Origin of the sequence: Streptomyces sp. NBC_00440, from assembly GCF_036014215.1 — a bacterium.
Taxonomy (GTDB): domain Bacteria; phylum Actinomycetota; class Actinomycetes; order Streptomycetales; family Streptomycetaceae; genus Streptomyces.
In genome coordinates, this window is the sequence record NZ_CP107921.1 from 7,234,469 (window position 1) to 7,256,993 (window position 22,525).

Sequence of the window (22,525 nt, forward strand, 5' to 3'; positions counted from 1 at the left end):
ACGCCGAGGCCGACACGATCCGAACGACAGGACCCGGGCATCCGGCCGCTCAGCCGCTCAGCCGCTCAGCTGCTCAGCCGCTCAGCCGCTCTGCCCGGCCTGCTCGCGGGTGCTGGCCTGCCGGGCCGCGGCCACGATGTCCTGGAGCGCGGTGAGGTGGTCGTCCAGGGCCTGCCGGCCGACGGGGGAGAGGGACAGCCAGGTCCGGGGCCGCTTGCCCACATGGCCCTTGCGGATGTCCAGATATCCGGCTGCCTCCAGCGCGGAAGCGGTCTTGCTGAGGACCGAGTCGGACACCTGACAGCCGTCGCGTACGGCGGCGAACTCGGCCTCGTCGCACGCGGAGAGGAACGCGGCGACGGCCAGCCGGGTCGGATGCTGGATCGTCTCGTCCAGCGCCGGCCGCCCCTGGCCCGGTGGAGCGCCGGTCACGCCAACTCCGCCAGGGTCCGCCTGATCATCGCGTTCCGGACCAGGCACGTCACCCACACACCGATCCCGAACACGACGAACGCCGTGAGCTGCGCCGTGCCCTGGCTCGCTCCGAGGAACCAGCACAGCCCCCCGGCCAGGGCGCCCGCCACGAAGACGGCCGGCAGCGCGACCCGGCTCCGCCACAGACGTGCGGGCCAGGACCGGTCGATCAGAACCCCGGCTCCCCTGCGCGCTGCCCGTACGAGCAGGGCGATGACGACGACCGCCAGAACCGCCACCAGAAGCGCCACCAGAGTTGCCTGACCGCCCTTGCCGTCGCTCCAGGCCCGGACCGCGCTCGGCACTATCACGGCCACGGCCGCTGCCGGTCCGTACCAGGCCGGGAGGAGGCCGGCCTTGAGGCGGGCCCGCTCCTGTGCCGTCTCCACGTCACGCAGGGCGTCCGCGGCGTACTCCACCGAGCCGACGGTCGACTTGAGACGTACGGACTCGTTCTCCTGCGGCGGCATGAGCACACGGACCTTCCTGGGGCACACGATCGGGCTGTCGCTTGCCATCGTGCCACATACTTTCCAGGATGGAAAGTACTTGCGCTCCCGCTGGGCGGGGAGCGCCGGAGGTCCGTGCGCTGACGATCTGCTGGCAGGCTGCGCCGTGGCGGTGAGGACCGGACCGGGATATTCGGTGTTCGGCCCGCCCCATGAGGACGCACCATGGTGCGCATGACTTTGGCCACTCCCGTACTGCACACCGCTCGCCTGCGACTGCGCCCCTTCACCGACGCCGACGCGGACTCCCTCTTCGCGCTGCACAGCAGCGCCCACGTGCTGCGCTACTGGGACTCCGCGCCGTGGAACGACCGGGACCGTGCGGAGCGCTTCATCGCGAAGTGCCGGACGATGGCGGACGAAGGCACCGGGGCCCGGGTGGCCATCGACCGTGCTTCTGATGGGGCCTTCGTGGGCTGGTGCGGTCTGACCCGATGGAACCCGGACTACCGCAGCGCGTCGTTGGGCTACTGCCTCGGCGATGCGATGTGGGGCCACGGCTACGCGACGGAGACCGCGCACGCCTTGCTGCGTTGGGCATTCGACACACTGGACCTGAATCGAGTTCAGGCCGAGACCGATACGCGCAACGTGGCATCTGCCCGAGTCCTGGAGAAGATCGGATTCGTACGGGAAGGGACGTTGCGGGAAGACTGCGTCGTGAACGGCGAGGTATCCGACTCGTGGGTGTTCGGGTTGATCAAGCGGGAGTGGCAGCCGTCGGCCGTGCCGATTTCGGCGCCGTCCGGGCAAGTTTCGCGCGGATAGGGCGTACATCTCCGCGAGGTCCTTGAGCGCGATGATCCGGTTGAGGCGGGCGAGCTGGGTGGCGGTGTAGTAGCGATAGCCGCTGTCCGCCGGCCGAGCCGAACAGCCGCACTTCGAGCTGATCCGACGCTGTGGGGCGGCGGGCCTCGACATGCTCCACGCTCACTTCGCCACGCCCTGTCCGACCACGTTCACCTATGGGCTGCCAGCACTGCCGCGAGGCCCTCTTGCAGATCTTTGACGAAATAGTCGGGAACCTCCAGCGACGGAAAATGTCCACCGTTTTCGGGCGACCTCCATCGGACGATCTGCCGGTACCGCTCCTGCGCCCAGGGGCGTGGACACTTCTCGATGTCACGGGGATACATAGTGATTGCTGACGGGACGTCGACCCGTAGTCCGGGGTCCAGCGAGTTGTGGCTTTCGTAGTAGATGCGGGCCGCCGATGCGCCGGTCCGCGTCAGCCAGTACAGGGTGACGTCGTCGAGAACGCGGTCTATGGAAATCGTCTCGAACGGGCTGTCTTCGGTGTCTGACCACTCGGCGAACTTGTCGAGGATCCAGGCAAGAAGCCCGACCGGTGAGTCGACGAGCGAGTAGCCGATGGTCTGCGGTCGGGTCGCCTGCTGCTTCGCGTACGCCGCGCGGTGGCGCCAGAAATCGCGGGTGTCCTCGGTCCATTGGCGCTCGACCGCCGTCAGCCCGTCCGTTGTCAACCCGGGTGGTGCCTCCGCGAAAGTGGTGTGGATGCCGAGAACGTGCGCCGGGAACCTGCCGCCGAGAACCGTGGTGATGTTCCCTCCCCAATCGCCGCCGTGGGCCGCGAACTTGGTGTAGCCGAGCCGTCCCATCAGTTCCACCCATGCGGCTGCGATCTTTTCGGTTCCCCACCCGGTGGTGGCCGGCCTGTCGCTGTAACCGAAGCCCGGTAGCGACGGGACCACGACGTGGAACGCCGGCGCGTCCGCGCCTTTCGGATCTGCCAGCTCGTCTACTGCGTCGATGAACCGAGCAATGCTGTCCGGCCAGCCGTGCGTCAAGATCAGAGGAGTGGCATCTGCGCGCGCGGATCGGCGATGCAGGAAGTGGATTCCCAGACCATCAATGGTCGTGCGGAACTGGCCGATCCGGTTAAGGCGCTCTTCGAACGACCGCCACTGGTACCCGGTGCGCCAGTAGTTCACGACATCGACGAGGTCGGCGAGAGGGACGCCCTGCTCCCATCGGCGAGGGCCTGGCGCGGCGCGATGGACCGTCTCGGCCTCCGGCAGTCGCGCCGCGGCCAGTCGCGCGCGCAGATCGTCGAGGTCAGCGTCAGTTGCGTGGGCTTCAAACGCCTGCACGTCGCTGGTCGGGCGGGGCATGAGACCTCCTGGCCATCGCGGAACCGGCTACGACCCATTGCGAACCGGCTAAGGCGGTTCTAGCAGTTCTCCATGCCGGCGTGCAACCAGCTAAGGTGGTTCTTATGCGTGCTGGATTTCCTGACTTCCGCCTCGGTACCGTGTTGGCGACCAGCTTCACGGGGACTCTGTCGGAGCGTCATGGCGACGCTGTGGAGCGCATTCCCACGCCGCAGCGACTCGTCGACTGGCTGGCGGTGAACGGCCTCGCCGTGGACTCCTGTACCACCGCCCAGCTCGATCTCGCTCGGGAGCTGAGGGAGTCGGTTCACGCCGCCGCGACAGCGGCCGCGACCCAGGACGCTCTCCCTGCGTCTGCTGTCCAAGTCATCAACGAGTGCAGCGCTCGGGGCCGGGCGGCGGCTGTTCTGACGCCTGAGGGGCAGCGGCGATGGCGGCTCGGCTCGGCATCCTGCGTGGAAGACGCCCTCGGCGTGATCGCCGCCGACGCGATCAGCATCGTCGCAGGCGAACGAGACGGGAAATTGGCCCTGTGTGCATCGCCAACCTGCCAAGCCGCCTTCTTCGACACCAGCCGGAGTCGCACCCGCAAATGGTGTGACATGAACACGTGCGGGAATCGTCAGAAGAAGGCGCGCTTCCTTGCCAACCAGCGCAGAAACCCCAGTCCGGCGGAGTGATCGCGACCTCGGTACGGCCAAGTGGCCTCCACGGTGAAGTCGTTGGGCGAGACGACCTTGCGCTGCACCATGGAGAAGTGGATCTCCACCTGGCTCCACCGGGAGGCGCGGACCATGACCGTGTTGGGGAACGCGTTGGCCAACACGGCGGCGGCCTTCTCGCCGCGGTGGGAGGAGCCGTTGCCGAGGATCCCGACACGCGGTTGGCGCTGACGTAGCGCTCGCGGCTCATGGGGTGGGCTCGGCAGTCGGGTCTATGCGGCTTCTGCCGCGTTGAGGCGCTGGAGCAGATCGAGCACGGTCGCGCGGTCCGCACTCCCGCGTACGGCGCGGCATACGCCGAGGCCTTCGTCAACGGCGTACTCCACGTCATCCCCGGGGCGGGTCACCTTCCGCACATCGAACAGCCGGAAGCCATCATCGCCCTGATCGACGTCAACCTGCACGAGATGACCACGCGCTCCATCAACACTGAGTGACCGTTGGCGGCCAGATGCCTTCCCGCTGACCCAGGTGCTGAGCCGCGCCGATCACGTGCTCCACCACCTCGGCCACCGGCTTGGAGGTGTCGATGATCGTCGCGCCACGACGCTCGTAGACCGCTCGCATCCGAGGATTCCATTTGAGGGCTGCTGCCAGCTCTTCGGGATGCCGGCCGAACGTATTGGTAGTGCGGGTGGCGAGTCGGTGGCGGAGGGTGTCCTCGTCGATCACGAGGCACACGGTGAGGTCGAAAAGATCACGGACGTCTGCCTCGTTCTCCGCCGAACCGCACAGGAACGTGACTCGGGAACGAGAATCCTCAACGAGGGCCTCAACGCGCTCGCGCATGATCGCCCACCCGTATCGATCGAGCCACCCCTCCGGAACCGGACAGGGAGGGTCCGTCACGGCCTCGCCCGTGCCTCGGTCGATCCAGCGGCTGAAGCCCTCATCGGAGTCGAACGCGGCGTGGCCGAGAACTCGCAGCATCTCGCAGACCGTCGACTTACCAGTCCCTGAGTTCCCCGTCACCCACACCAACGACATGCCGCCAGTGTAGGCAAGGCCGTCCGGACCCCGGATTTACTAAGGCTGGTTGATAAAGTAGCCTTAGTATATGAATGACGATCTGGACCCCGACGGAGTCGCCTCAGTCCTGCTGGCGAGTCTCAGTGTGCTGGTGCGGCGGGTACGGCAAGTGCCGGTCGAGGGTGGACTCACGATGCCCGAGCGGACCGCGCTGTCGCACCTGGAGCGCTCGGGCCCCACCACCTCGTCGGCGCTGGCCAGGGAAGTGCAGATCACCGCGCAGGCCATGGGGGCGACCCTCGGCGCGCTGCGGGCCCGTGGTCTGGTCGACCGCCGTCCGGACCCGGACGACGGTCGGCGTGTGGTGCTGACAGTGACCGATGCCGGTGTGCAGGCCCTGAAGGACAAGCGCAACGCGCGGGCCGAACTCATCGCCCGGGCCCTCGCCGGCGACACGTTCACGCATACGGAGCTTCAGCAACTCGCGGCGGCCGCACCGCTGTTGGAGCGGCTGGCGCAGAACATCTGACACCCGACGGAACCGCGAGGACGCAAGCTGATGGCAGATCCTCCCAAGACGCGCGCCCTGAACCGCCCGGCCGGTGACGACCGGTACAAGTGGACGGCGCTCACGAACACAACCGCCGCGGTCTTCATGTCCGCGCTGGACGGCTCCATCGTGCTGATCGCCCTGCCGGCGATCTTCCGTGGTGTGCACCTGGACCCGCTCGCTCCGGGCAATATCGCCTACCTGCTGTGGATGATCATGGGGTACCGGCTGGTACAGGCCGTCCTGGTGGTCACGGTGGGCCGCCTGGGCGACATGTACGGCCGGGTGCGGATCTACAACTCCGGGTTCGCGGTCTTCACCTTCGCCTCGGTCCTGCTGTCCTTCGATCCTTTCGACGGCGGCCACGGAGCGATGTGGCTGATCGCCTGGCGAGTGGTGCAGGCCGTCGGCGGCTCGATGCTCACCGCGAACTCGGCCGCGATCCTGACCGACGCCTTCCCCCAGGAGCAGCGCGGATTCGCGCTGGGCATCAACCAGGTCGCGGGGCTGGGCGGGATGTTCATCGGCCTGGTCGCCGGGGGGCTGCTGTCGGCCTGGGACTGGCGGGCGGTGTTCTGGGTGAATGTGCCCGTCGGCGTGTTCTTCACGCTGTGGGCCTACCGCACCCTGCGGGAAACCGGGAAGCGCGGCGGAGGCCGGATCGACTGGTGGGGCAACATCACCTTCGCAGTGGGCCTCAGCGCGGTCCTGATCGCGATCACCCTCGGCCTGCAACCCTACGGCGGGCACACCATGGGCTGGACCAACCCGCTGGCCGACGGGATGATCGCCGGCGGCCTGGTGCTCCTGGCGGCATTCGTCGCCATCGAGAAACGGGTCTCCGCGCCCATGATCCAACTGAGCCTCTTCCGCCAACGGGCCTTCACCTTCGGCAATATGGCGGGCCTGGCCATCTCCATCGGCCGTGGCGGGATGCAGTTCGTGCTGATCATCTGGTTGCAGGGCATCTGGCTTCCGCTGCACGGCTACGACTACAGCGACACGCCACTGTGGGCCGGCCTCTTCATGTTGCCGCTGACCGCCGGGTTCCTCGCCGCGGGCCCCGTCTCCGGCTACCTCTCCGACCGGTTCGGCTCCCGGGGCCTGGCCACCGGCGGCGCGTTGCTGTTCGGCGCCACCTTCCTGGGCCTGATGCTCCTGCCGATCAACTTCAGTTACTGGATCTTCGCGGTGCTGATCGCACTCAACGGAATAGCCAGCGGCATGTTCGCCTCCCCCAACTCCTCCTCGATCATGGGCAGCGTGCCCGCGCAGTTGCGCGGCGTCGCCTCCGGTATGCGTGCCACCTTCCAGAACTCCGGCACTGCTGTGTCCATCGGAGTGTTCTTCTCCCTCATGATCGCCGGGCTGGCCGGCAGTCTCCCGCACACCCTCACCAGCGGACTGCAACAGCAGGGCGTATCGGCCCACGTCGCCACCCAGGTCGGCAGCCTGCCCCCGGTGTCGTCCCTGTTCGCGGCCCAACTGGGCGTCAATCCGATGCGGCATCTGCTCCAGCCCAGCGGCGCCCTGTCCCACCTGACGGCAGCGCAGCAACAGAACCTGACCGGCAGTGAGTTCTTCCCGAACCTGATATCCGGGCCCTTCCACTCCGGGCTGGTCATCGTGTTCGCCTTCGGTGCCGTCCTCGCTCTCCTCGCCGCTGTCGCCTCCGCCCTGCGCGGCACCGGCACCGGCCCCGCCGCCAGGGCCCCGGGCCCGGTGGGGGCCGCCACCGGTGTCCCCTCGCGCGACCGGACAGGTGCGCCGGCGGCAGGGGCCACTTCACAGTCCGAACCGTCCGACCCCGGCAACCAGCCGACCTCCACTGGAGAAACCACCACATGACACTGACAACGATCGATCCCCTGTCCGCGCTCGTCGTGATCGACTTGCAGAAGGGCATCGTCGGGGCCCACACCGACGGACCGGCCGCCACCGTCGTCAAGCAGGCGGCCCTTCTGGCCGCCGAGTTCCGGCGGCACGACCTGCCCGTGGTACTGGTCAACGTCACCGGACGTGCGCCGGGACGCACCGAGGCCGGACGGTCCCGCAGCGGTGCGGCACTGCCGGACGGCTGGGCCGATCTCGTCGACGAACTCGATGTCCGGCCGAGCGACCACCTGATCACCAAGCGGCGGCGCAGTGCCTTCCACGACACCGGCCTCGACACCCTCCTGCGGGATCTGGGCGTCACCCAGGTCGTGCTCACCGGCATTTCGACCAGCTCAGGCGTCGAGTCGACCGCGCGCTCGGCCTCCGACTACGGCTACCACGTCGTCCTGGCCACCGACGCCATGAGCGACCCGGACGCCGACGCACACCGCCACAGCATCGAGCGCGTCTTCCCCAAGCTCGGCGAAACCGCCACCACCGCTGAGGTCATCGACACGGTGGAGGCAACACGATGACCCTGCTCGGCCGACTCCTGAACAACCGCAGGGCAGGCGAGACCCACACGGCGTGGAACCTGCCCAACCTCCAGGGCCCCGAGCTGATGGCCCTCACCAGCCAGCGCTTCGGCGACGGCGACACCCTTCCGCTGGAGTGCTGTGCGAAGAACATCGGCGGCGACGATCTCTCCCCTCACCTGGCCTGGTCCGCACCGCCACCCGGCACCGCCCAACTCCTCCTGGCCGTCGAAGACATCGACGTCCCGCTCACCAAACCCGCCGTGCACTGCCTCGCACTGATCGACCCGGCAATCGACCACCTCGGCCCCGGCGCCCTCGCTGCACGGAATCCAGCCACCGGAGTGCAGGTGCTGCGGTCCACCATCGGGCGCGGCTACCACGGTCCCGGGCCCATCAAGGGCCACGGGCCGCACCGCTACACCTTCCAGCTCTTCGCTCTCTCCAGCCCCGTGGACAGCGCTCCCGGAGCGACGCCGGTGGACCGGGCACGGCCCCGAGCCCTCCTGCCCGCCATCACCGCACGCGTCCTCGACCGTGGCCGACTGACCGGCGTATACGAACGCTGACCCCAGGACGAAGCTGCGGACGACTGCTGCCACTCAACCGGTGCCCGGCTCGGAGCGGCTGCGGGCGTTGGCCTCGGCGACGCGGGCCTGTAACAGTTCGGCCGGGCCGACCGGGCGTACGCGCGCCGGGTCGGCGTCCCACTCGCGGCCGCCGCCCAGCGGCCGGAGCTGGAGGTAGGGGCCCTCGTGCCCCATGACGATGCCCACGCGGTTGCTCGCGATGTCGCGAACGGCCGTTCCGGGGCGGGGGAGTGCGGTGTCCGGGCCCGGTTGCCGGGTGGAGTTCACCGGCCCGCACCCTTCGCGATGACGGCGGCCAGCGCGAGCGCGACCGGCGCGGAGCACACCCCGAGGTACACGAGCGCGTACCGGGTGCTCGTCGGGATGTCGTCCTGTTCCGGCTCGGGCTCGAACCAGGGTGTGCGTACGTCCATGGCGGGGAGTTGGATGCCGGCACTGGTCAGAGCCGCTGCGAGCGTGTCGCGCGCGTCGAGCGCCTCCCGGACCTTCGGACTGTCGGTGGAGGGGCCGCCGTGGGGCGTACGGCGGGGGAGCGGAGGAGGCGTCGGCATGGGGGGCTCCTTGCGGTCGGTTTCCGTGGATTGTGAGGTTTCGCTGCCCTGCCCACCAGCCGTGAATTACGGTGCGTAGTGGGGGTGTTACGAGAATGCCGCCCGGCTGGGCCGGGGTGCACCGATGGCGCGATCTCGTTCTCCTGCGGTCCGGGTCGTTCCACACGTTCCACAGGGAATGCGGGGTCGGGCGGGCGCGCGTGTATGTGTACCGGTACGGGGGCGGATTCCGGGCAGGCCGGAGCGCCCTGGAAGGAGCGCAATGCCGCAACGACGCCTCGTCACCAGCCGCAGCCAGGAGCCGCGTCAGCGGTTCGCGGAGGAGTTACGGAAACTGCGCGCCCAGCGTGGGGTCAACCTGCGGCAGCTCGGTGAACGGCTCGGCTGGGACTACTCGTTGTTCGGCAAGATGGAGAAGGGCGAGACGCTGGGCGGGCCCGAGGTGGTCCAGGCATTGGACCATTACTTCGGCACTCAGGGGATGTTGCTCGTCCTCTGGGAGCTGGCCATGAGGGACCGTACGCAGTTCCGTGAGCGGTACCGGCAGTACATGGCGCTGGAGTCGGATGCGACCAGCCTGTGGCATTTCGCGGTGAGCGTTCTGCCAGGTCTGTTGCAGACGCCGGGGTATGCGCGGGATGTGCTGGCTGCTGGTGGACTCAAGGGAGTTGAGTTGGAGCAGCAGGTCGAGGCAAGGATGGGGCGCCGCGAACTGCTGTGGACAGACGATGCGCCGACGTTCCGAACGATTCTTTCCGAGGCTGCGCTGCGCACGCCCCTGCGGGATGCGGCGGAGTGGCGAGCGCAGTTGGAATATCTGCTGGAAGCGGTGGGGCGGGACAACATCACCGTCCACGTACTGCCCCAGGGCGCCGGTCTGCACGCGCTGATGGGCTTCGATGTGTGGTATCTGCTGCTGCCGGAAGGCCGGACGGTGGCCTACACCGAGAACGGATACCGGGGCGAACTCATCGAGGACAGTGCGCCGGTTGTGCGACTTCAGAAGGCGTACGATTCGGTGCGCGACCTGGCGCTGTCCCCCGCTGAGTCGCGAAAATACATCCTGCGCCTGTTGGAGGAAGTTTCGTGCGAATCGTCGACCTGAATGCCGCGACGTGGCGCAAGAGCAGCTACAGCAATCAGGATGGTGGTGCGTGCGTCGAGGTCTCCGACGACTTCGCCGCCATCGTCCCCGTACGCGACAGCAAGAACCCGCACGGCCCCGCGCTCACGTTCGCCGCGCACGGTTGGTCGGCGTTCGTCTCTGCCCTGTGCGACGGCGAGTTGAAGGCCTGACCGCACCCACGCCCCGAGTCACCGAGGCAGCCCCCGCCGACCGGCACCGGTCGGCGGGGGCTGCCTCGTCATGGCCACTGGTCGGCGGGCTGCTCAGTCGGCCGATGTCGCAGGTGCCAGCCAGATCGCGGTGATCGCGTCGATGAGGCCGGTCGCGTACGTCTGCCAGCTGGCGCGGGCTGTGTGGGCGCCGTCGGCGAGGGCGCGTTCGCGTTCCGCGAGCATGTGGACCAGCAGGTTGCGGGCCATGTCGCCGCGCTCGATCCGTACGGGCAGCGGCAGTCCGGGCAGACAGCGGTTGAGCCCGTCCAGGGTCCGCTGGATCGACGGGCCGAACGACTCGTCGATCACCATCTCCCGCAGCACCGGATCGGTCATCAGCTGTGCGCCGAACCGCGCGTACCACGTGGGGTGGGTCAGCTCGGCCAGGTGCTCGGTGCTCGGACGGACCAGGCAGGCCACCCAGTCCCGTACTTCCGCCGAATCGCCGGTCGCGTCGACCATGCGGCGTCGCACGGTGTCGATCGGTTCGCTGTGTCTGCGGACGATCGCACGCAGCAGGTCGGTCTTCGTGCCGAAGTGGTAGCCGACTGCGGCGTTGTTGCCCTGCCCCGCCGCCTCGCTGATCTGGCGGTTCGAGACGGCGAACACACCGTGTTCGGCGAACATTCGCTCGGCCACGTCGAGAATGGCTTCCCTGGTCCCGTCGGCCCGCTGGGAGCGGGAGGTTCTCGCGGCGGGCACGGTCACCACCGCACCGGAAGCTCGCGGAGCCCGCCGACGACCAGACCCTCGACCCGGCGCAACTCATCCGCCGGGACGGCGAGTTCCAGGGTCGGCAGTCGATCGAGCAGGACATCCAGCACGGTCTGCAACTCGGTCCGCGCGAGCGACTGCCCCAGGCATGAGTGCGGGCCCGCGCCGAAGGCGAGGTGGGCGTTGGGGCGCCGGTCGAGCGCCATGGCGTCGGCCCCGTCGAACGCGGCCTCGTCCCGGTTGGCCGCGGCCATGCTGCACACCACGGTGGTGCCACGGGGCAGTACGGTGCCGGAGACCTCGATGTCCTCGTTCACGTAACGGGGCATCCCGAAACCGGGGTTGGCGTCGAACCGCAGTACCTCCTCCACCGCCGGACGCACCAGCGAGCGGTCGGCGACCAGACGCTCCCACCGCCCGCGGTCCGCGAGCAGCATCGCCATCATCTTGCCGATCATGTTGGCGGTCGTCTCATGACCGGCGACCAGCAACGCCTGTCCGGTGGCGACGAGCTGGTCGTCGGTGAGCCGGCCGCCGTCCGGGTCGACCGCCGTGATCAGCGCGCTGAGCAGGTCGTCACCCGGCTCGGCCCGCTTCGTCTCCAGGTGCTCCGCCAGATAGACGTGGAACTCGGCCTTCGCGGCGTCGATCTCGCTCTGGCCGTACCGCGTCAGATTCAGCAGCATGTCCGACCAGCGGGCGAAGCGGTCCCGGTCGGTGTCCGGGACGCCGAGGAGATCGCAGATCACCCAGACCGGCAGCGGGAACCCGACGCTCGCCTTGAGGTCCGCGGTGCCGTCCCCGGCCGCCCCTTCGACCATCCCGTCGATCAGTTGATGGGTCATCGCCTCGATCCCCGGCCGCAGCGCGGTCATCCGCTTCGCCGTGAACCACTTGGTCAGCATCCGTCGCCAGCGGGCCTGCCCGGCGGAGTTGATGGACTCCGCCATCGAGTCGTTGAAGACTCCGCCGGAATCGCTCTCCGAGATCCTGGCGGCGTCGTCCGCGTCCATCCGGCGCGTGCAGCGCGGATCGGACAGGACCAGCCGGACGTCGTCGTAGCGCGTCAGCAGCGACGCCTCGTCCCCGCTGGGCAGTCTGATGCCCGCCACCGGGCACTTGTCCCGCAGCTCCGCCCACTCCGCCGGCGGTTCCAGTGCGCCCGCCATCTCCAGCGGGTAGTTGAGCGTGCCCTCGCGGAAGTCCTGTGTCATCACGGTCCCTTCGCCATCCCGTGCCCGGGTCGTCTCCGGCGTACGCGATCAGTGAAGGGAGCCCACCGGCATAAGTCAAGCGCGTGACTTAAAAGGGAGGGCGCCCCTTCGCCGGCCCCGCCCGCCCCTGCTCCGGCGGGACCGGACCGCGCGCGACCGGCGCCGGTCAGCCCAGGTTTACGGGCAGGGAGTCGACACCGAAGACGGCGGAGTACTTGCGGAACGCGAGCTCCTCCTCCGGTACGGCCAGCGACATGGCCGGAAACCGTCGGAGCAGGGCCGGGTAGGCCGCGCACAGTTCCATCCGGGCGAGTTCGGCGCCGATGCAGCGGTGGATGCCGTAACCGAAAGCGACGTGCGACGAGGTCGGGCGGGTGGGGTCGAACGTGTCCATGTGCGGGCCGAGGGACGCGTCCCGGTCCGCGCCGCTGAGGGAGCAGAGCACTATGTCGCCGGCGGCGATCCGGGTACCGGCGATCTCCATGTCCTCGCGGGCGAAGCGCGGGAAGGCGACCTGGACCACCGTGAGATAGCGGAGCAGCTCCTCCACGAAGGGGCTCACGGCCGCGTCGTCCTCGCGGAGGGTCTTGAAGTGGTCCGGGTTCTGGAGGAGTACCAGGGTGCCCAGGGCGAGCATGCTGGCGGTGGTCTCCAGGCCGCCGGTCAGCACGCCGTCGGCGAGGCCGGTCAGCTCCTCGTCGTCGATGGCGTCGCCGTGCTGCTTGATCAGCATCCCGAGCAGTCCGTCGCCCGGGTTCTCGCGCTGCTTCTTGACGATGTCGCGGAGGTAGGAGAGGGATTCGGAGATCGCGCCGAACGAGGCGTCGGCCCCGGCGAAGAGGTCGAAGCGGGTGGTGCCCAGGCGCTGGAAGTCCTCCCGGTCCTCGTAGGGGACGCCGAGGAGTTCGCAGATGACCAGGGAGGGGATCGGCAGTGCGAAGGCCTGGACGAGGTCGACCGGGCCCGGTGTCCGCGCCATCTCGTCGAGCCGGTCCTCGACGATCTCGTGGATGCGCGGGGTGAGCCGGGCGAGCCGGCGCATGGTGAACTCCGGCGTGAGCAGCCGGCGCAGACGCGTATGGACGGGCGGGTCGGAGAAACCGAGGCCGCCGGGGTGCTGCTGGTCCTCGGTGACGCCGCCGCTGCCTATCAAATTGGTGAAGTCATTACTGAAGCCCTTGGTGCGGCCCAGTACCGCCTTGGTCTCCTCGTAGCCCGTGACCAGCCAGATGTTCATTCCGAGCGGTACGGACAGCTTGCTGACCGGTTCCCTCTCCCGCAGTTCGCCGAGGTCGGCCACCGGGTCGAGGCCGGTGCGGCGCAGCGGCATGAGGGTCGCCTCGGGAAGCATCGAGGCGCGGGACAGGTCGAAGCCCTTCTTGCGGATATTCGCCAGATACCGGCGGCCCAGCCACGTGGTCATGCGTGAACGGATATTCGTCATGCGCGCAATACTGCCCGGACCATATGCCCAGCCGTTCCGCAGGCCCGATGCCTGGTCGGCCCCGGCAGTTCTGCCGGCACTGTCAGCTATGTCGGTCCTGTCAGCCATGGTCAGCTCCGTCCGTCATGTCAGCTCCGTACGTCATGTCGGCGCCGCCAGTCATATCGGGGCCGTGACAGCAGCATAATTTTCGGCCGTGCGTACGAGCCCTCATACCAGAGCGGGACGCTCGGCGCGCAAGTTCGGCAACTAGACATCGGACGCCACGGCGTGGCGACTACTGTGAGTGGCTGCTGATCAACAGGGAGACGCGTCAGGTGAGTTGTATTCCCTGTCGGTGAGCCCTGGTATCCCACGTACCGAGGACGCTGATGTCTCAACTTCGCGCACCTGAAGCGCGGAACGACCGGCCGGAAGGCGGACGGCACGGCCGGACGGGCAGCCGCCCGGCCTCCCGGCCGGGCCCTTCCCCGGCTCCGTCCGCCCGCCGCTCGCGGTCCGTACCGCCGACGCCCGAGGTCCGCATACGGCCGCAGCTGCTGCGTACCGCCATTCTTCCCACCGTCGTGGCGGCGCTGAGCGGCACCGCGGCCGTGGTCTACACGATCCACTCCGCCGGGGTACACCCCTCGGTGGCGCTGCGTGGGGTGCTGGCCGGATGTGCGGCTCTCGCGGCGGCCGCCATGGCCGCCGCCGCGCTGGGCGCCGACCGGGTCACCAGGACAGTGCTCGACCGGTGCACCGCGCTGCGCCGCTCCAGTGTGCGCGGCCAGGCCGACCTGCGGGGCGTGGTCGACCGGCTCAGCAGGGGGGAGGCGCCGCCCGGCGGACGGGGCGGTACCGCCGGGCCGTCGCGGGGCGACGCCTTCGACCTGCTCGCCCTTGAGCTGAACCGGGCCCAGGAAGCCGCCGTGGAGTCCGTGGTGCGGGCCGCGCGGATCGCCCCGCCCGCCGTGACCACTGTCGACGAGCAGAAGGTCGAGGTGTTCGTCAATCTCGCCCGGCGCCTCCAGTCGCTGGTGCACCGGGAGATCCAGCTGCTCGACGAGCTGGAGTACCAGGTCGAGGACCCCGAACTGCTCAAGGGCCTCTTCCAGGTGGACCATCTGGCCACCCGTATCCGCAGGCACGCGGAGAACCTCGCGGTGCTCGGCGGAGCCATCTCCCGGCGCCAGTGGTCCAATCCGGTCTCCCTCACCGAGGTCATGCGCTCCGCTGTCGCCGAGGTCGAGCAGTACCCGCGCGTCAAACTGGTGCCACCGGTCGACGGAACGCTGCGCGGCCACGCTGTCGCCGACGTCATCCATCTGCTCGCCGAACTGGTCGAGAACGCCACGGTGTTCTCCGCCCCGCACACCCAGGTGCTGCTGCGTGCCCAGCACGTCACCGCCGGACTGGCCGTCGAGGTCGAGGACCGGGGACTCGGTATGTCCGTGACCGAGACGGACCGGATGAACGCCCTGCTCGCCGAGCCGGACCAGGTCAATGTGGGCCATCTGCTCCAGGACGGACGGATCGGGCTGTACGTGGTCGCCGCCCTGGCCCGCCGGCACGGTGTCTCGGTCCGGCTCCAGACCAATATCTACGGTGGGGTCCAGGCCGTACTCGTCCTGCCCGCCGCCCTTCTCGGCGCCGACGAGAACGGGCTCCAGACGGGGGCAGCCGGACGTATCCCCCATCCACCGCAGTCACAGCAGTCACAGCAGTCCCCCCAGGCGCAGCAGGTCTCGCAGGCGTACCAGGACCCACCGGCACATCCGGACCCACTGGCGCGCCAGGCCCCACTGACACCTCAGGACCCACTGACACACCCGGACCCGCTCCGCCCGGGGCCGCGGACGACCGACGCCCTGCTCCAGGCCGGGCCCCACTCGTCCATCGCCCCCGATGAGCTGACGGCTCCGTCCGGCCGTTCCGCCCCGCCGCTGCCCGTACGGGAGCCGGAGGGCACGCGGCCCAATCCGGCCGCGGCCCTCCCGGGCGCCCACCACGGGCCGCCGCCGGACACCGGAGCGGTGACCGACGGCGCGCGGTACGACACCGGGCCCGTACCGCTGCTCTCGCCCGCGCACCGGCCCGATCTGCCCCGGCGCAGAAGCCAGCAGCACCTGGTCCCCCAGCTCAAGGACGCGCCCGCACCCCGGACGGACGAGGAGCACCCGGCCGTCCACGATCCGGGCCTGATGGCGGCCTTCCAGCGCGGCATCAGCCTCGCCGAGGCGGAGCCCGAAAGGCCGGACCGCGAGATGCCGGACGGCGGCCGACTGCCGCACCGTGACGACGATTTTCCCGGCGGTTCCCCCGACGGATTCTCCGACGATTCCTCCAAGGAGGAGATGCACCATGGTGAGTGAAGCGCCGACCGCGCAGGTGTCCGATCTCGACTGGCTGCTGAGCGGCCTGGTCCAGCGCGTCCCCTTCACCCGCAACGCCGTCCTGCTCTCCGCCGACGGGCTGGTGAAGTCCGTGCACGGGCTCGACGCCGACAGTGCCGACCACATGGCGGCCCTCGCCTCCGGCCTGTACTCGCTCGGCCGCAGCGCCGGAACACGCTTCGGCGACAGCGGAGAGGTCCGGCAGGTGGTGGTCGAACTCGACTCCACCCTGCTGTTCGTCTCCACCGCGGGTTCGGGCACCTGTCTCGCCGTACTGGCCGGGCGCGAGACGGACGCGGCGGTGCTCGGATACGAGATGGCCATGCTGGTGAAGAGCGTGCGGCCCTATCTGGTGACACCGGCCCGCAGCCGGGTCGGCGCATCGAGCGCCACGGGGCGCTGAACGTGCCGTTCCAGCAGGACAGCCCATGGCTCGACGATGCGGCCGGCCGGCTGATCCGCCCGTACGCCGTGAGCAACGGCCGCACCCGGCCCACAGCCCAGCTGGACCTGCTCTCCCAGGTGATGGCGACCGGGGTGCCGCTCCCGTCCCACCTCGGCCCCGACCACGCGCAGACACTCGGGCTCAGTGAGCGGCCCACTTCGGTGGCGGAGATCGCGGCCCATCTGCGGCTGCCCGTGGTCGTCACCAAAGTGCTGCTCTCGGACCTGATGGACAGCGGGGCGGTCTCCACGCGCGCGCCCCGCCCCGACGAAGACCCCACCGACCTTTCCTTGCTGGAGGCAGTGCTCGATGGCCTACGACGACGGCTCTGATCTCTTTCCCACCGCGCTGAAGATCCTGGTCGCGGGCGGTTTCGGGGTCGGCAAGACAACCTTCGTGGGAGCGGTCAGCGAGATCTCACCGCTGAGCACGGAGGAGATGCTCACCCAGGCCGGTGAGCAGACGGACAGCCTGGAGGGCGTCGAGTCCAAGTCCACGACCACCGTCGCCATGGACTTCGGCAGGATCACCCTCGACCCGCAGCATGTGCTCTACCTCTTCGGGACGCCCGGCCAGGAGCGCTTCTGGTTCATGTGGGACGAACTCTCCGCCGGCGCGCTCGGCGCCGTGGTGCTCGCCGACACCCGCCGCCTCGCCGAATGCTTCGGCGCGATCGACTTCTTCGAGCAACGGGGCATCGGATTCATCGTCGCCGTCAACGAGTTCGACGGCGCGTTCCGCTACGGGGCGGACGAGGTGAGGGCAGCACTCGACCTGCGGGCGGAGATCCCCGTGGTGCTGTGCGACGCCCGTATCGCCAGTTCGGGAATCCGCACGCTGGTCACCCTCGTGGGCCATCTGCTCGACACCGCGCCGGAGGCCGGTCCGGCAACAGACCAGGCAACAGAACCGGTTACCGGCCAGGTGCCGGGTCCGGTCACCACCCAGGGAGTCCACCCATGACGTACGACCCGACCGGGCGGCTGCTGCTGACCCCCGTCGACCGGGACGCGCCCGTCCGGGGGCGGCGGCTGCGCAGACTCGGCCTGGGGCAGCACCCCGACCCGGTCTTCGACGAGTTCGCCCGACGGCTCGCCGAGGCGACCGGGGCGCCGTACGGCCTGGTCAACTTCATCGACGAGAACCGGCAGTTCTTCGCCGGACTGCACACCCCGGCCGGGACGCACTCGGGCAGCGACCTGAGCGCGGTGGCCGCGGCCTGCGGGATCAACCGCGTCATGGCCCGCGACCACGGGTACTGCCCGCATGTCGTCGCCCGCCGCAAGGCGCTCGTCCTGGAGGACGTCTGCGACTACCCGCGGTTCGCCGGGAATCCGGTGGTGGACGAGATCGGCATCCGCTCGTATCTGGGGGCACCTCTGATCGACCGTACGGACACCGCACTGGGCGCGGTGTGCGTCGTGGACACCGTGCCGCGGCAGTGGGGGCTCGCCGGTCTGGAGACCATCAAAGCGGCGGCGGCGGAGCTGGTCGCGCAGATCCACCACCGGGAGGACGGCGGGATCTGACCAGCCGCCGCCTCCTGTTCAAACCCTTCGTGTTCAAACCCCTCGTGATCAAGCCTCTCGTGTCCAAGCCCAGCGCCCGCCGCGGCGGTTCGGTCAGGCGGTCACGGTCGTGCCGTCCGGGAACAGCAGCTCGACCGTGCCGTCCGTGACCGTGACGGAGATCGACTCCTGGAGCGCCCCGGGGTGCACCGCGTCCCGCGAGAGGGCGACCAGGCTGACGTGCACGCTCCGCCCGCCCGGGTGTTGGCCGCGGCTCAGAGACGGTGTCGCGGAGTGCGGGCCGTACGCGTTGGCCTGCACATCTCGTGCGACCGACGCCTGTGCCCCGTCCCAGCCGTGCAGCCCCACGAGCGCACTCGTCAGCCCGTCCGCCGTACGGGCCAGCGCCCACCCGGCGCCCTCGTCGGACGAGGGACGTTCCTGGGCGGCCACCGGGTGGCCGCCCTCGCGTACGGTCACGCCCTGTGCGGCGTCCACCCGGTGCACCCGGATCTCCCAGGGGCCGTGCAGCACACTCGTCGTCTCGACCCGGGCCCCCGCGTCCTCGTACCAGGACGACGCGGTCCGGCCCTCGCAGGCCAGCCTGTTGATGCGCCGCCGCCGCGACGGCACACCGTCCGGGCCGAGCACCGCGAGATGGTTGTCCACGGCCCGTTCCCGGGCGTGCGGCGCCGCATCGGGGGCGGTCGCCGTCGAGTAGCCGAACGTGGCGTAGTGCGGGTCGTCCTCCGCTTCGCCCTGCGGCGGATTGTGGTCGCTCCCGTGGTTGATGAGCCGGACGATGCCGTCGTGCCGGGTCCCGTGCAGCAGCCAGCCGGGTGCGGGCAGCGCGGTGTACTGGTCCGACTCCTCGATGGGCAGGGCCTGTTCGCGGGCCGTCCAGGTCGGGTGATCGGCCGGGAGCAGCAGCCCCAGGAAGCCCTTCGACGCCCAGTACGGGGAAGCGGGTCCCGAGTACGGCTGGGTGGTGGGCAGGAACGTGTCGTACCAGCCCAGTGTGAGCAGCCCGCGCTCGTCGGGCACCCCGCGCTCCGCGAAGTGCCGCAGGGTGCCCGACGCGAGGCGTCGGGTACGGCCGGGGGAGAGCGGGGTGCAGTCGGCCAGGGCGCCCATCCAGACCGGGGCGAGCGCCGCGTACCGGTAGGTGAGGGAGCGGCCCTGGTGCACGGGTGCGCCGTCCGTGCCGAAGAAGTGCTGGTATCCGTCCAGGAACTGGCGGAGCCGCTCCCGGTAGACCTTGGTGCGCCCGGTGTCCGGGTCCTCACCGGCGATCCGGGACCAGAGCAGCGGGTACAGATGGAGTGCCCAGCCGATGTAGTAGTCGAAGTTCTGCCCGTCGCCGTCGGTGTACCAACCGTCGCCGACGTACCAGTCCTCGATCCGGTCGAGCCCGCCGTCGATGTCCGACTGGCTGTACGGGGCGCCGACCGAGGCGAGGAACTGCTCGGACACCACCTGGAAAAGACGCCAGTTGTTGTCCCACGTACGGCTGCCGACGAAGCCGGAGAACCAGTCCACGACCCGCTCCTGGACCCGGGTATCCAGCTTGTCCCAGATCCAGGGGCGGGTCTCGTGCAGCGCCACGGCGACCGAAGCGGCCTCCACCATCTGCTGGGAGCACTCGGTCAGCCTCGGCCAGGCCTCCCGCGACTGAGGATCGGTGCCGGTGGCCAGGCCCTGCGCGTACCGCTCCACCAGAGCCGGATCGGCCCCGTCGCCCGCCCCCGCGATCCGGAACGCGGCCAGCAGGAAGGAGCGCGCGAACCCTTCGAGGCCGTCCGACACCACCCCCGACCAACTGCCGCGCCCCGGCAGCCGGTACTGGGCGAAACCGGGGGTCGCGTACGGCACGAGTGCGTCCAGCATCCGGTCGGCCAGCGTCTCCCAGTGGGCGCGGGTCCAGCCGGTGCGCGAGGAGAGGAGCCGGTCGGTCGGGGGCAGGTGGAGGAAGGGCGGGGTCATCCGGGTGGTGCTCCTGGGCTGTGGGAAGGGCGGGGGCGGTGGAATGGGTGGGCCGGTGCCGGCGGGGCCCGCAGGCCCGCCGGCACCGGCAGGACGGGTGTCAGCGGAGCTCGGCGGTGTGAGTATGGCCGCGCGAACCGGCCACGTCGATCGTCAGGACCGGGCGGCGTCCGGTGGCGACGCTCACCGTGCTGTCGGCGCGGACCACCTCCCGTACGCGGAAGGGCAGTTCGAGCGTCAGCGTCTGCTGCTCGTGTCCGGGGTCGGCGACCGCGACCGAGTAGCCGCCGCCGTGCCTCCGCAGCAGGACCGATGCCGGGCCGGACGCGGTGAGACCCGCCGCGGTCCCCGGCTGCCAGAACGTGGCCGCGGTCAGCCCGGTCCTGGCCACCTCGACCAGCTGCACAGTGGCGTTGTTGGCCACGATCCGCACCGGCCGGCTGTGCGCCTGGACCGCGGTGGCGGCCGCTGACGCACCGGGCAGCAGGATGTAGGCGTACGAGGCGTCGGTGGGGGAGACCCCGTGGTCCAGCCAGAGCGTCGCGTACCGGCGGGTGACCGGGGTGGTCGAACCGGCGGTGTCCGCGCCCGTGTCCAGATCGCTCCAGCGGCCGGTGCGCTCCTCGCGCAGCGCCTTCAGCGAGGTGCCCGACGACGGGAACAGATAGCCGCCGACTCCGTCCAGATGGGCCCAGCGGGCGCCGTGGAACGTGCCGTTCCAGCCCTGCTCCGACGGCTGGCGCCGGCCGTCCACGGTCAGCCGGGGCGCGCCGGACGTGTGCAGATTGCGGTTCTCGACGACCGTCTCGATCGTGCGGCCGTCGCTCGCTGTGATGCCCGCCCCGAGCGCGATCACCGCGTTGTCCACCAGGAACCACGACTTGCGGGCCACCAGGGTGCTGCCCTGCGCGGCCAGCTCCATGGCGGCCGCGCCGTACCGCCCGTCCAGCACCGCGCCGCCAGCGACGGTGTTCCCCGGCAGGTAGTAGCCGCCTTCGGTGATGTCCGCGCGGCGGCGGGTGTCCACGGTGGTGCCGGGCAGCCGGTAGGAGTCGACGGTCGGCCAGAAGCCGTCGCCGAACTGGCCCAGGTCGTCGCCGGTGTAGAGGTACGTCATGCCGTCACCGGTGTACCAGCCGTGCAGGTTCTCGCCGTTGCCCGCCTCGTAGGCGGCGATGCGCTTCGATGAGAGGGACAGCGCCATGGACCAGCCGGGCCGCCGGTGCACCACCCGGTCCATGTCCGCGAAGACATGGTGACCTGTCACCCGGTCCGCCGCGGTGACGCTCCGGTCCGCGAGCAGTTCCTTGGCGAGCGCGACCTGCGGGATCCCGACCAGACCGAGGTAGGGATCGGTGCGGTTGCGCTCGATCCAGCCCTTGACCGTCGCCCGCCAGCCGTCGGCGACGGCTGGCGGAGCGGCGCCGGCCAGCAGCAGGATGGCCGATACGGCTGCCGCGCCGTCGGTGTGGTCGGCGGCCCGCTCCCGCGAGATGGCCCGGCCGCGCACCGCGTCCATCATCAGCCCGTCGAAGATCACCGGTGAGAAGGTCCCGGTGACCGCCTCGTACATCACGGAGATGTGCGGATCGCTGACCGCCCAGGGCGAACCTGCGAGCAGCGCGCTCAGATACGCGGCCCCGCCGAGCAGCACCGTGCCGTACGAGCCGGTGTACGCGACCGCGTCGTGCTGGATGAACGAGCCGTCCGCGTAGAAGCCGTCGCCCGAAGTGACGTTCTGGAAGAGGCTGTTGAGCCCCTTGTCGCGTACGTCGGAGAGGCCGTCACGGGCCAGCGCGACCTTCGCCGGGTCGCGGGCGAGCAGCCCGTGCAGCGCCGTGATCACGGACTTGTCCGACCGGTTGGCGCCGGTCTCGGCCAGGGTGGGGGAGTTGGTGCGGCGGTCCGGATTCGGCGCGAACTTCTCGACGCTCGCCAGGTGGGCCGTCAGATCGTCGGCGGGTACGCGCGTCCTGAGGAGCACACAGCAGTCCAGCAGGGCGCGCGGCGCTCCGATCTCCCAGAACCACCAGTTGCCGGTCTCGCGCTTGTCCGGGTTGTACGCGGTGTCGTGCAGGAAGCGCAGCGCGGACACCAGCGCGTCCGCCACCTCTTCGCTGCCGTGCAGCGCCGCGCCGGTGGTCGCCCAGGCGGTGGCGAGGGTCCGCAGCCGGGTGTAGCTCTGGCTGAACATCCCCGGATCGGTCACCGGGACGTAGTCCGGCCAGAGCGCGGTACGGGCGGTGGTGCGGTCCAGCCGCTTCCAGAAGTCGGCGGCCGACGCGTCGAGTGCGGCCAGCGCGGCGGCGAAATCGGGGTCGGACGCGTCGAAATCGCCCCCGGTGATGAGCTGTTCGGCGCGGACGAGCGCGGCCTCGTAGGTGTCGGCTGTGCCGGTCGCGTCTGCCGTGTCTTTCGCGTCGGCCGCCCGAGCGTCACCGGCGGCGGGGGACGCGGCTCGCGCCGTTCCCGCTCCCGCGGCCCCGACGACTGCCGATGCGGCCCCGGCGGCGAGGAGCGTTCTCCTGCTGAGGGCGGAATGAGGCTGTTCCATGGCGGTTTCCTTCGGTCCCTTCGGTTCCGGAGTCGGTCGGGC

Annotated in this window: 25 protein-coding genes and 1 pseudogene; 14 read left to right on the forward strand and 12 right to left on the reverse strand. The window is 69.9% G+C overall.

The window, feature by feature from the left end:
* Positions 1-81: 81 nt before the first annotated feature.
* Both OHB13_RS32245 and OHB13_RS32250 read right to left on the reverse strand, forming a co-directional pair.
* Entirely contained in the window at positions 82-432 is a 351-nt protein-coding gene (locus tag OHB13_RS32245; RefSeq protein ID WP_328379434.1) for a winged helix-turn-helix domain-containing protein, read from the reverse strand.
* A complete protein-coding gene (locus tag OHB13_RS32250) occupies positions 429-992 on the reverse strand; it encodes a hypothetical protein (protein WP_328380443.1) in 564 nt (187 codons plus the stop codon). The genes OHB13_RS32245 and OHB13_RS32250 overlap by 4 nt, the downstream gene beginning before the upstream one ends.
* Positions 993-1,157: 165 nt before the next feature.
* On the opposite strand from OHB13_RS32250, the gene OHB13_RS32255 reads away from it, so the two are divergent.
* Positions 1,158-1,751 (forward strand): GNAT family N-acetyltransferase, encoded by a 594-nt coding sequence (locus OHB13_RS32255; protein WP_328379435.1) that lies wholly within the window; start codon positions 1,158-1,160, stop codon positions 1,749-1,751.
* Between the two features lie 15 nt (positions 1,752-1,766).
* Here OHB13_RS32255 and OHB13_RS32260 read toward each other — a convergent pair.
* Together OHB13_RS32260 and OHB13_RS32265 are read right to left on the reverse strand one after the other, a co-directional pair.
* Positions 1,767-1,835: pseudogene (locus OHB13_RS32260) on the reverse strand (MerR family transcriptional regulator); the annotation flags it as partial.
* Positions 1,836-1,942: 107 nt separating this feature from the next.
* Positions 1,943-3,115, reverse strand: coding sequence for an epoxide hydrolase family protein (locus OHB13_RS32265; RefSeq protein ID WP_328379436.1), 1,173 nt, complete (start codon positions 3,113-3,115; stop codon positions 1,943-1,945).
* Positions 3,116-3,219: 104 nt separating this feature from the next.
* Here OHB13_RS32265 and OHB13_RS32270 point away from each other — a divergent pair, with 104 nt between their 5' ends.
* Positions 3,220-3,795 carry a CGNR zinc finger domain-containing protein gene (locus OHB13_RS32270; protein ID WP_328379437.1) on the forward strand — a complete coding sequence of 192 codons (576 nt, stop codon included), beginning with the start codon at positions 3,220-3,222 and terminating at the stop codon, positions 3,793-3,795.
* A gap of 230 nt (positions 3,796-4,025) precedes the next feature.
* Positions 4,026-4,274, forward strand: coding sequence for an alpha/beta fold hydrolase (locus OHB13_RS32275; RefSeq protein WP_328379438.1), 249 nt, complete (start codon positions 4,026-4,028; stop codon positions 4,272-4,274).
* Here OHB13_RS32275 and OHB13_RS32280 read toward each other — a convergent pair.
* A complete protein-coding gene (locus OHB13_RS32280; RefSeq protein ID WP_328379439.1) occupies positions 4,261-4,824 on the reverse strand; it encodes a hypothetical protein in 564 nt (187 codons plus the stop codon). The genes OHB13_RS32275 and OHB13_RS32280 overlap by 14 nt on opposite strands.
* Before the next feature lie 70 nt (positions 4,825-4,894).
* Between OHB13_RS32280 and OHB13_RS32285 the strand changes: the two genes are divergently transcribed.
* Genes OHB13_RS32285 through OHB13_RS32300 form a run of 4 tightly spaced genes read left to right on the forward strand, consistent with a single transcriptional unit; the run spans position 4,895 to position 8,336 of the window.
* Complete coding sequence (locus OHB13_RS32285; protein ID WP_328379440.1) at positions 4,895-5,335, forward strand: MarR family winged helix-turn-helix transcriptional regulator; 441 nt, start codon at positions 4,895-4,897, stop codon at positions 5,333-5,335.
* Positions 5,336-5,365: 30 nt separating this feature from the next.
* Positions 5,366-7,204, forward strand: coding sequence for an MFS transporter (locus OHB13_RS32290; RefSeq protein WP_328379441.1), 1,839 nt, complete (start codon positions 5,366-5,368; stop codon positions 7,202-7,204).
* A complete protein-coding gene (locus OHB13_RS32295; protein WP_328379442.1) occupies positions 7,201-7,767 on the forward strand; it encodes an isochorismatase family protein in 567 nt (188 codons plus the stop codon). Before OHB13_RS32290 ends, OHB13_RS32295 begins: the two co-directional genes overlap by 4 nt.
* Complete coding sequence (locus OHB13_RS32300; RefSeq protein WP_328379443.1) at positions 7,764-8,336, forward strand: YbhB/YbcL family Raf kinase inhibitor-like protein; 573 nt, start codon at positions 7,764-7,766, stop codon at positions 8,334-8,336. Before OHB13_RS32295 ends, OHB13_RS32300 begins: the two co-directional genes overlap by 4 nt.
* Positions 8,337-8,369: 33 nt before the next feature.
* Here OHB13_RS32300 and OHB13_RS32305 read toward each other — a convergent pair whose 3' ends face one another.
* Complete coding sequence (locus tag OHB13_RS32305) at positions 8,370-8,558, reverse strand: hypothetical protein (RefSeq protein ID WP_266860551.1); 189 nt, start codon at positions 8,556-8,558, stop codon at positions 8,370-8,372.
* A 62-nt stretch (positions 8,559-8,620) separates the two neighbouring features.
* Positions 8,621-8,908 (reverse strand): hypothetical protein, encoded by a 288-nt coding sequence (locus OHB13_RS32310; RefSeq protein ID WP_328379444.1) that lies wholly within the window; start codon positions 8,906-8,908, stop codon positions 8,621-8,623.
* Between the two features lie 262 nt (positions 8,909-9,170).
* Between OHB13_RS32310 and OHB13_RS32315 the strand changes: the two genes are divergently transcribed.
* Positions 9,171-10,013 (forward strand): helix-turn-helix domain-containing protein, encoded by an 843-nt coding sequence (locus OHB13_RS32315; RefSeq protein WP_266851102.1) that lies wholly within the window; start codon positions 9,171-9,173, stop codon positions 10,011-10,013.
* Positions 9,995-10,204 carry a DUF397 domain-containing protein gene (locus OHB13_RS32320; protein WP_266851100.1) on the forward strand — a complete coding sequence of 70 codons (210 nt, stop codon included), beginning with the start codon at positions 9,995-9,997 and terminating at the stop codon, positions 10,202-10,204. Before OHB13_RS32315 ends, OHB13_RS32320 begins: the two co-directional genes overlap by 19 nt.
* A gap of 93 nt (positions 10,205-10,297) precedes the next feature.
* On the opposite strand, the gene OHB13_RS32325 is transcribed toward OHB13_RS32320, so the two are convergent.
* The 3 genes from OHB13_RS32325 to OHB13_RS32335 all read right to left on the reverse strand — a co-directional run bounded on the left by OHB13_RS32325 (position 10,298) and on the right by OHB13_RS32335 (position 13,597).
* The gene (locus OHB13_RS32325) at positions 10,298-10,957 is read right to left on the reverse strand and encodes a TetR/AcrR family transcriptional regulator (protein ID WP_443062980.1); all 660 of its coding nucleotides are present in this window, start codon (positions 10,955-10,957) and stop codon (positions 10,298-10,300) included.
* On the reverse strand, positions 10,951-12,174 hold the full coding sequence (locus OHB13_RS32330; RefSeq protein WP_328379446.1) for a cytochrome P450: 1,224 nt from the start codon (positions 12,172-12,174) through the stop codon (positions 10,951-10,953). Before OHB13_RS32330 ends, OHB13_RS32325 begins: the two co-directional genes overlap by 7 nt.
* Positions 12,175-12,340: 166 nt before the next feature.
* Positions 12,341-13,597, reverse strand: a complete 1,257-nt coding sequence (locus OHB13_RS32335; protein ID WP_266851094.1) for a cytochrome P450 — start codon at positions 13,595-13,597, stop codon at positions 12,341-12,343.
* Between the two features lie 392 nt (positions 13,598-13,989).
* On the opposite strand from OHB13_RS32335, the gene OHB13_RS32340 reads away from it, so the two are divergent.
* Genes OHB13_RS32340 through OHB13_RS32360 form a run of 5 tightly spaced genes read left to right on the forward strand, consistent with a single transcriptional unit; the run spans position 13,990 to position 17,967 of the window.
* Positions 13,990-15,972 carry a sensor histidine kinase gene (locus OHB13_RS32340; protein WP_328379447.1) on the forward strand — a complete coding sequence of 661 codons (1,983 nt, stop codon included), beginning with the start codon at positions 13,990-13,992 and terminating at the stop codon, positions 15,970-15,972.
* Positions 15,962-16,396, forward strand: coding sequence for a roadblock/LC7 domain-containing protein (locus tag OHB13_RS32345; protein ID WP_266851090.1), 435 nt, complete (start codon positions 15,962-15,964; stop codon positions 16,394-16,396). Before OHB13_RS32340 ends, OHB13_RS32345 begins: the two co-directional genes overlap by 11 nt.
* A 2-nt stretch (positions 16,397-16,398) precedes the next feature.
* The gene (locus OHB13_RS32350; protein ID WP_328379448.1) at positions 16,399-16,770 is read left to right on the forward strand and encodes a DUF742 domain-containing protein; all 372 of its coding nucleotides are present in this window, start codon (positions 16,399-16,401) and stop codon (positions 16,768-16,770) included.
* Positions 16,748-17,401, forward strand: a complete 654-nt coding sequence (locus OHB13_RS32355; RefSeq protein WP_328379449.1) for a GTP-binding protein — start codon at positions 16,748-16,750, stop codon at positions 17,399-17,401. The genes OHB13_RS32350 and OHB13_RS32355 overlap by 23 nt, the downstream gene beginning before the upstream one ends.
* Positions 17,398-17,967, forward strand: a complete 570-nt coding sequence (locus OHB13_RS32360; RefSeq protein ID WP_266851085.1) for a GAF domain-containing protein — start codon at positions 17,398-17,400, stop codon at positions 17,965-17,967. The genes OHB13_RS32355 and OHB13_RS32360 overlap by 4 nt, the downstream gene beginning before the upstream one ends.
* A gap of 93 nt (positions 17,968-18,060) precedes the next feature.
* Here OHB13_RS32360 and OHB13_RS32365 read toward each other — a convergent pair whose 3' ends face one another.
* Both OHB13_RS32365 and OHB13_RS32370 read right to left on the reverse strand, forming a co-directional pair.
* On the reverse strand, positions 18,061-19,929 hold the full coding sequence (locus OHB13_RS32365; RefSeq protein ID WP_328379450.1) for a DUF2264 domain-containing protein: 1,869 nt from the start codon (positions 19,927-19,929) through the stop codon (positions 18,061-18,063).
* A gap of 100 nt (positions 19,930-20,029) precedes the next feature.
* The gene (locus OHB13_RS32370) at positions 20,030-22,483 is read right to left on the reverse strand and encodes a polysaccharide lyase 8 family protein (RefSeq protein ID WP_328379451.1); all 2,454 of its coding nucleotides are present in this window, start codon (positions 22,481-22,483) and stop codon (positions 20,030-20,032) included.
* Between the last annotated feature and the right edge of the window lie 42 nt (positions 22,484-22,525).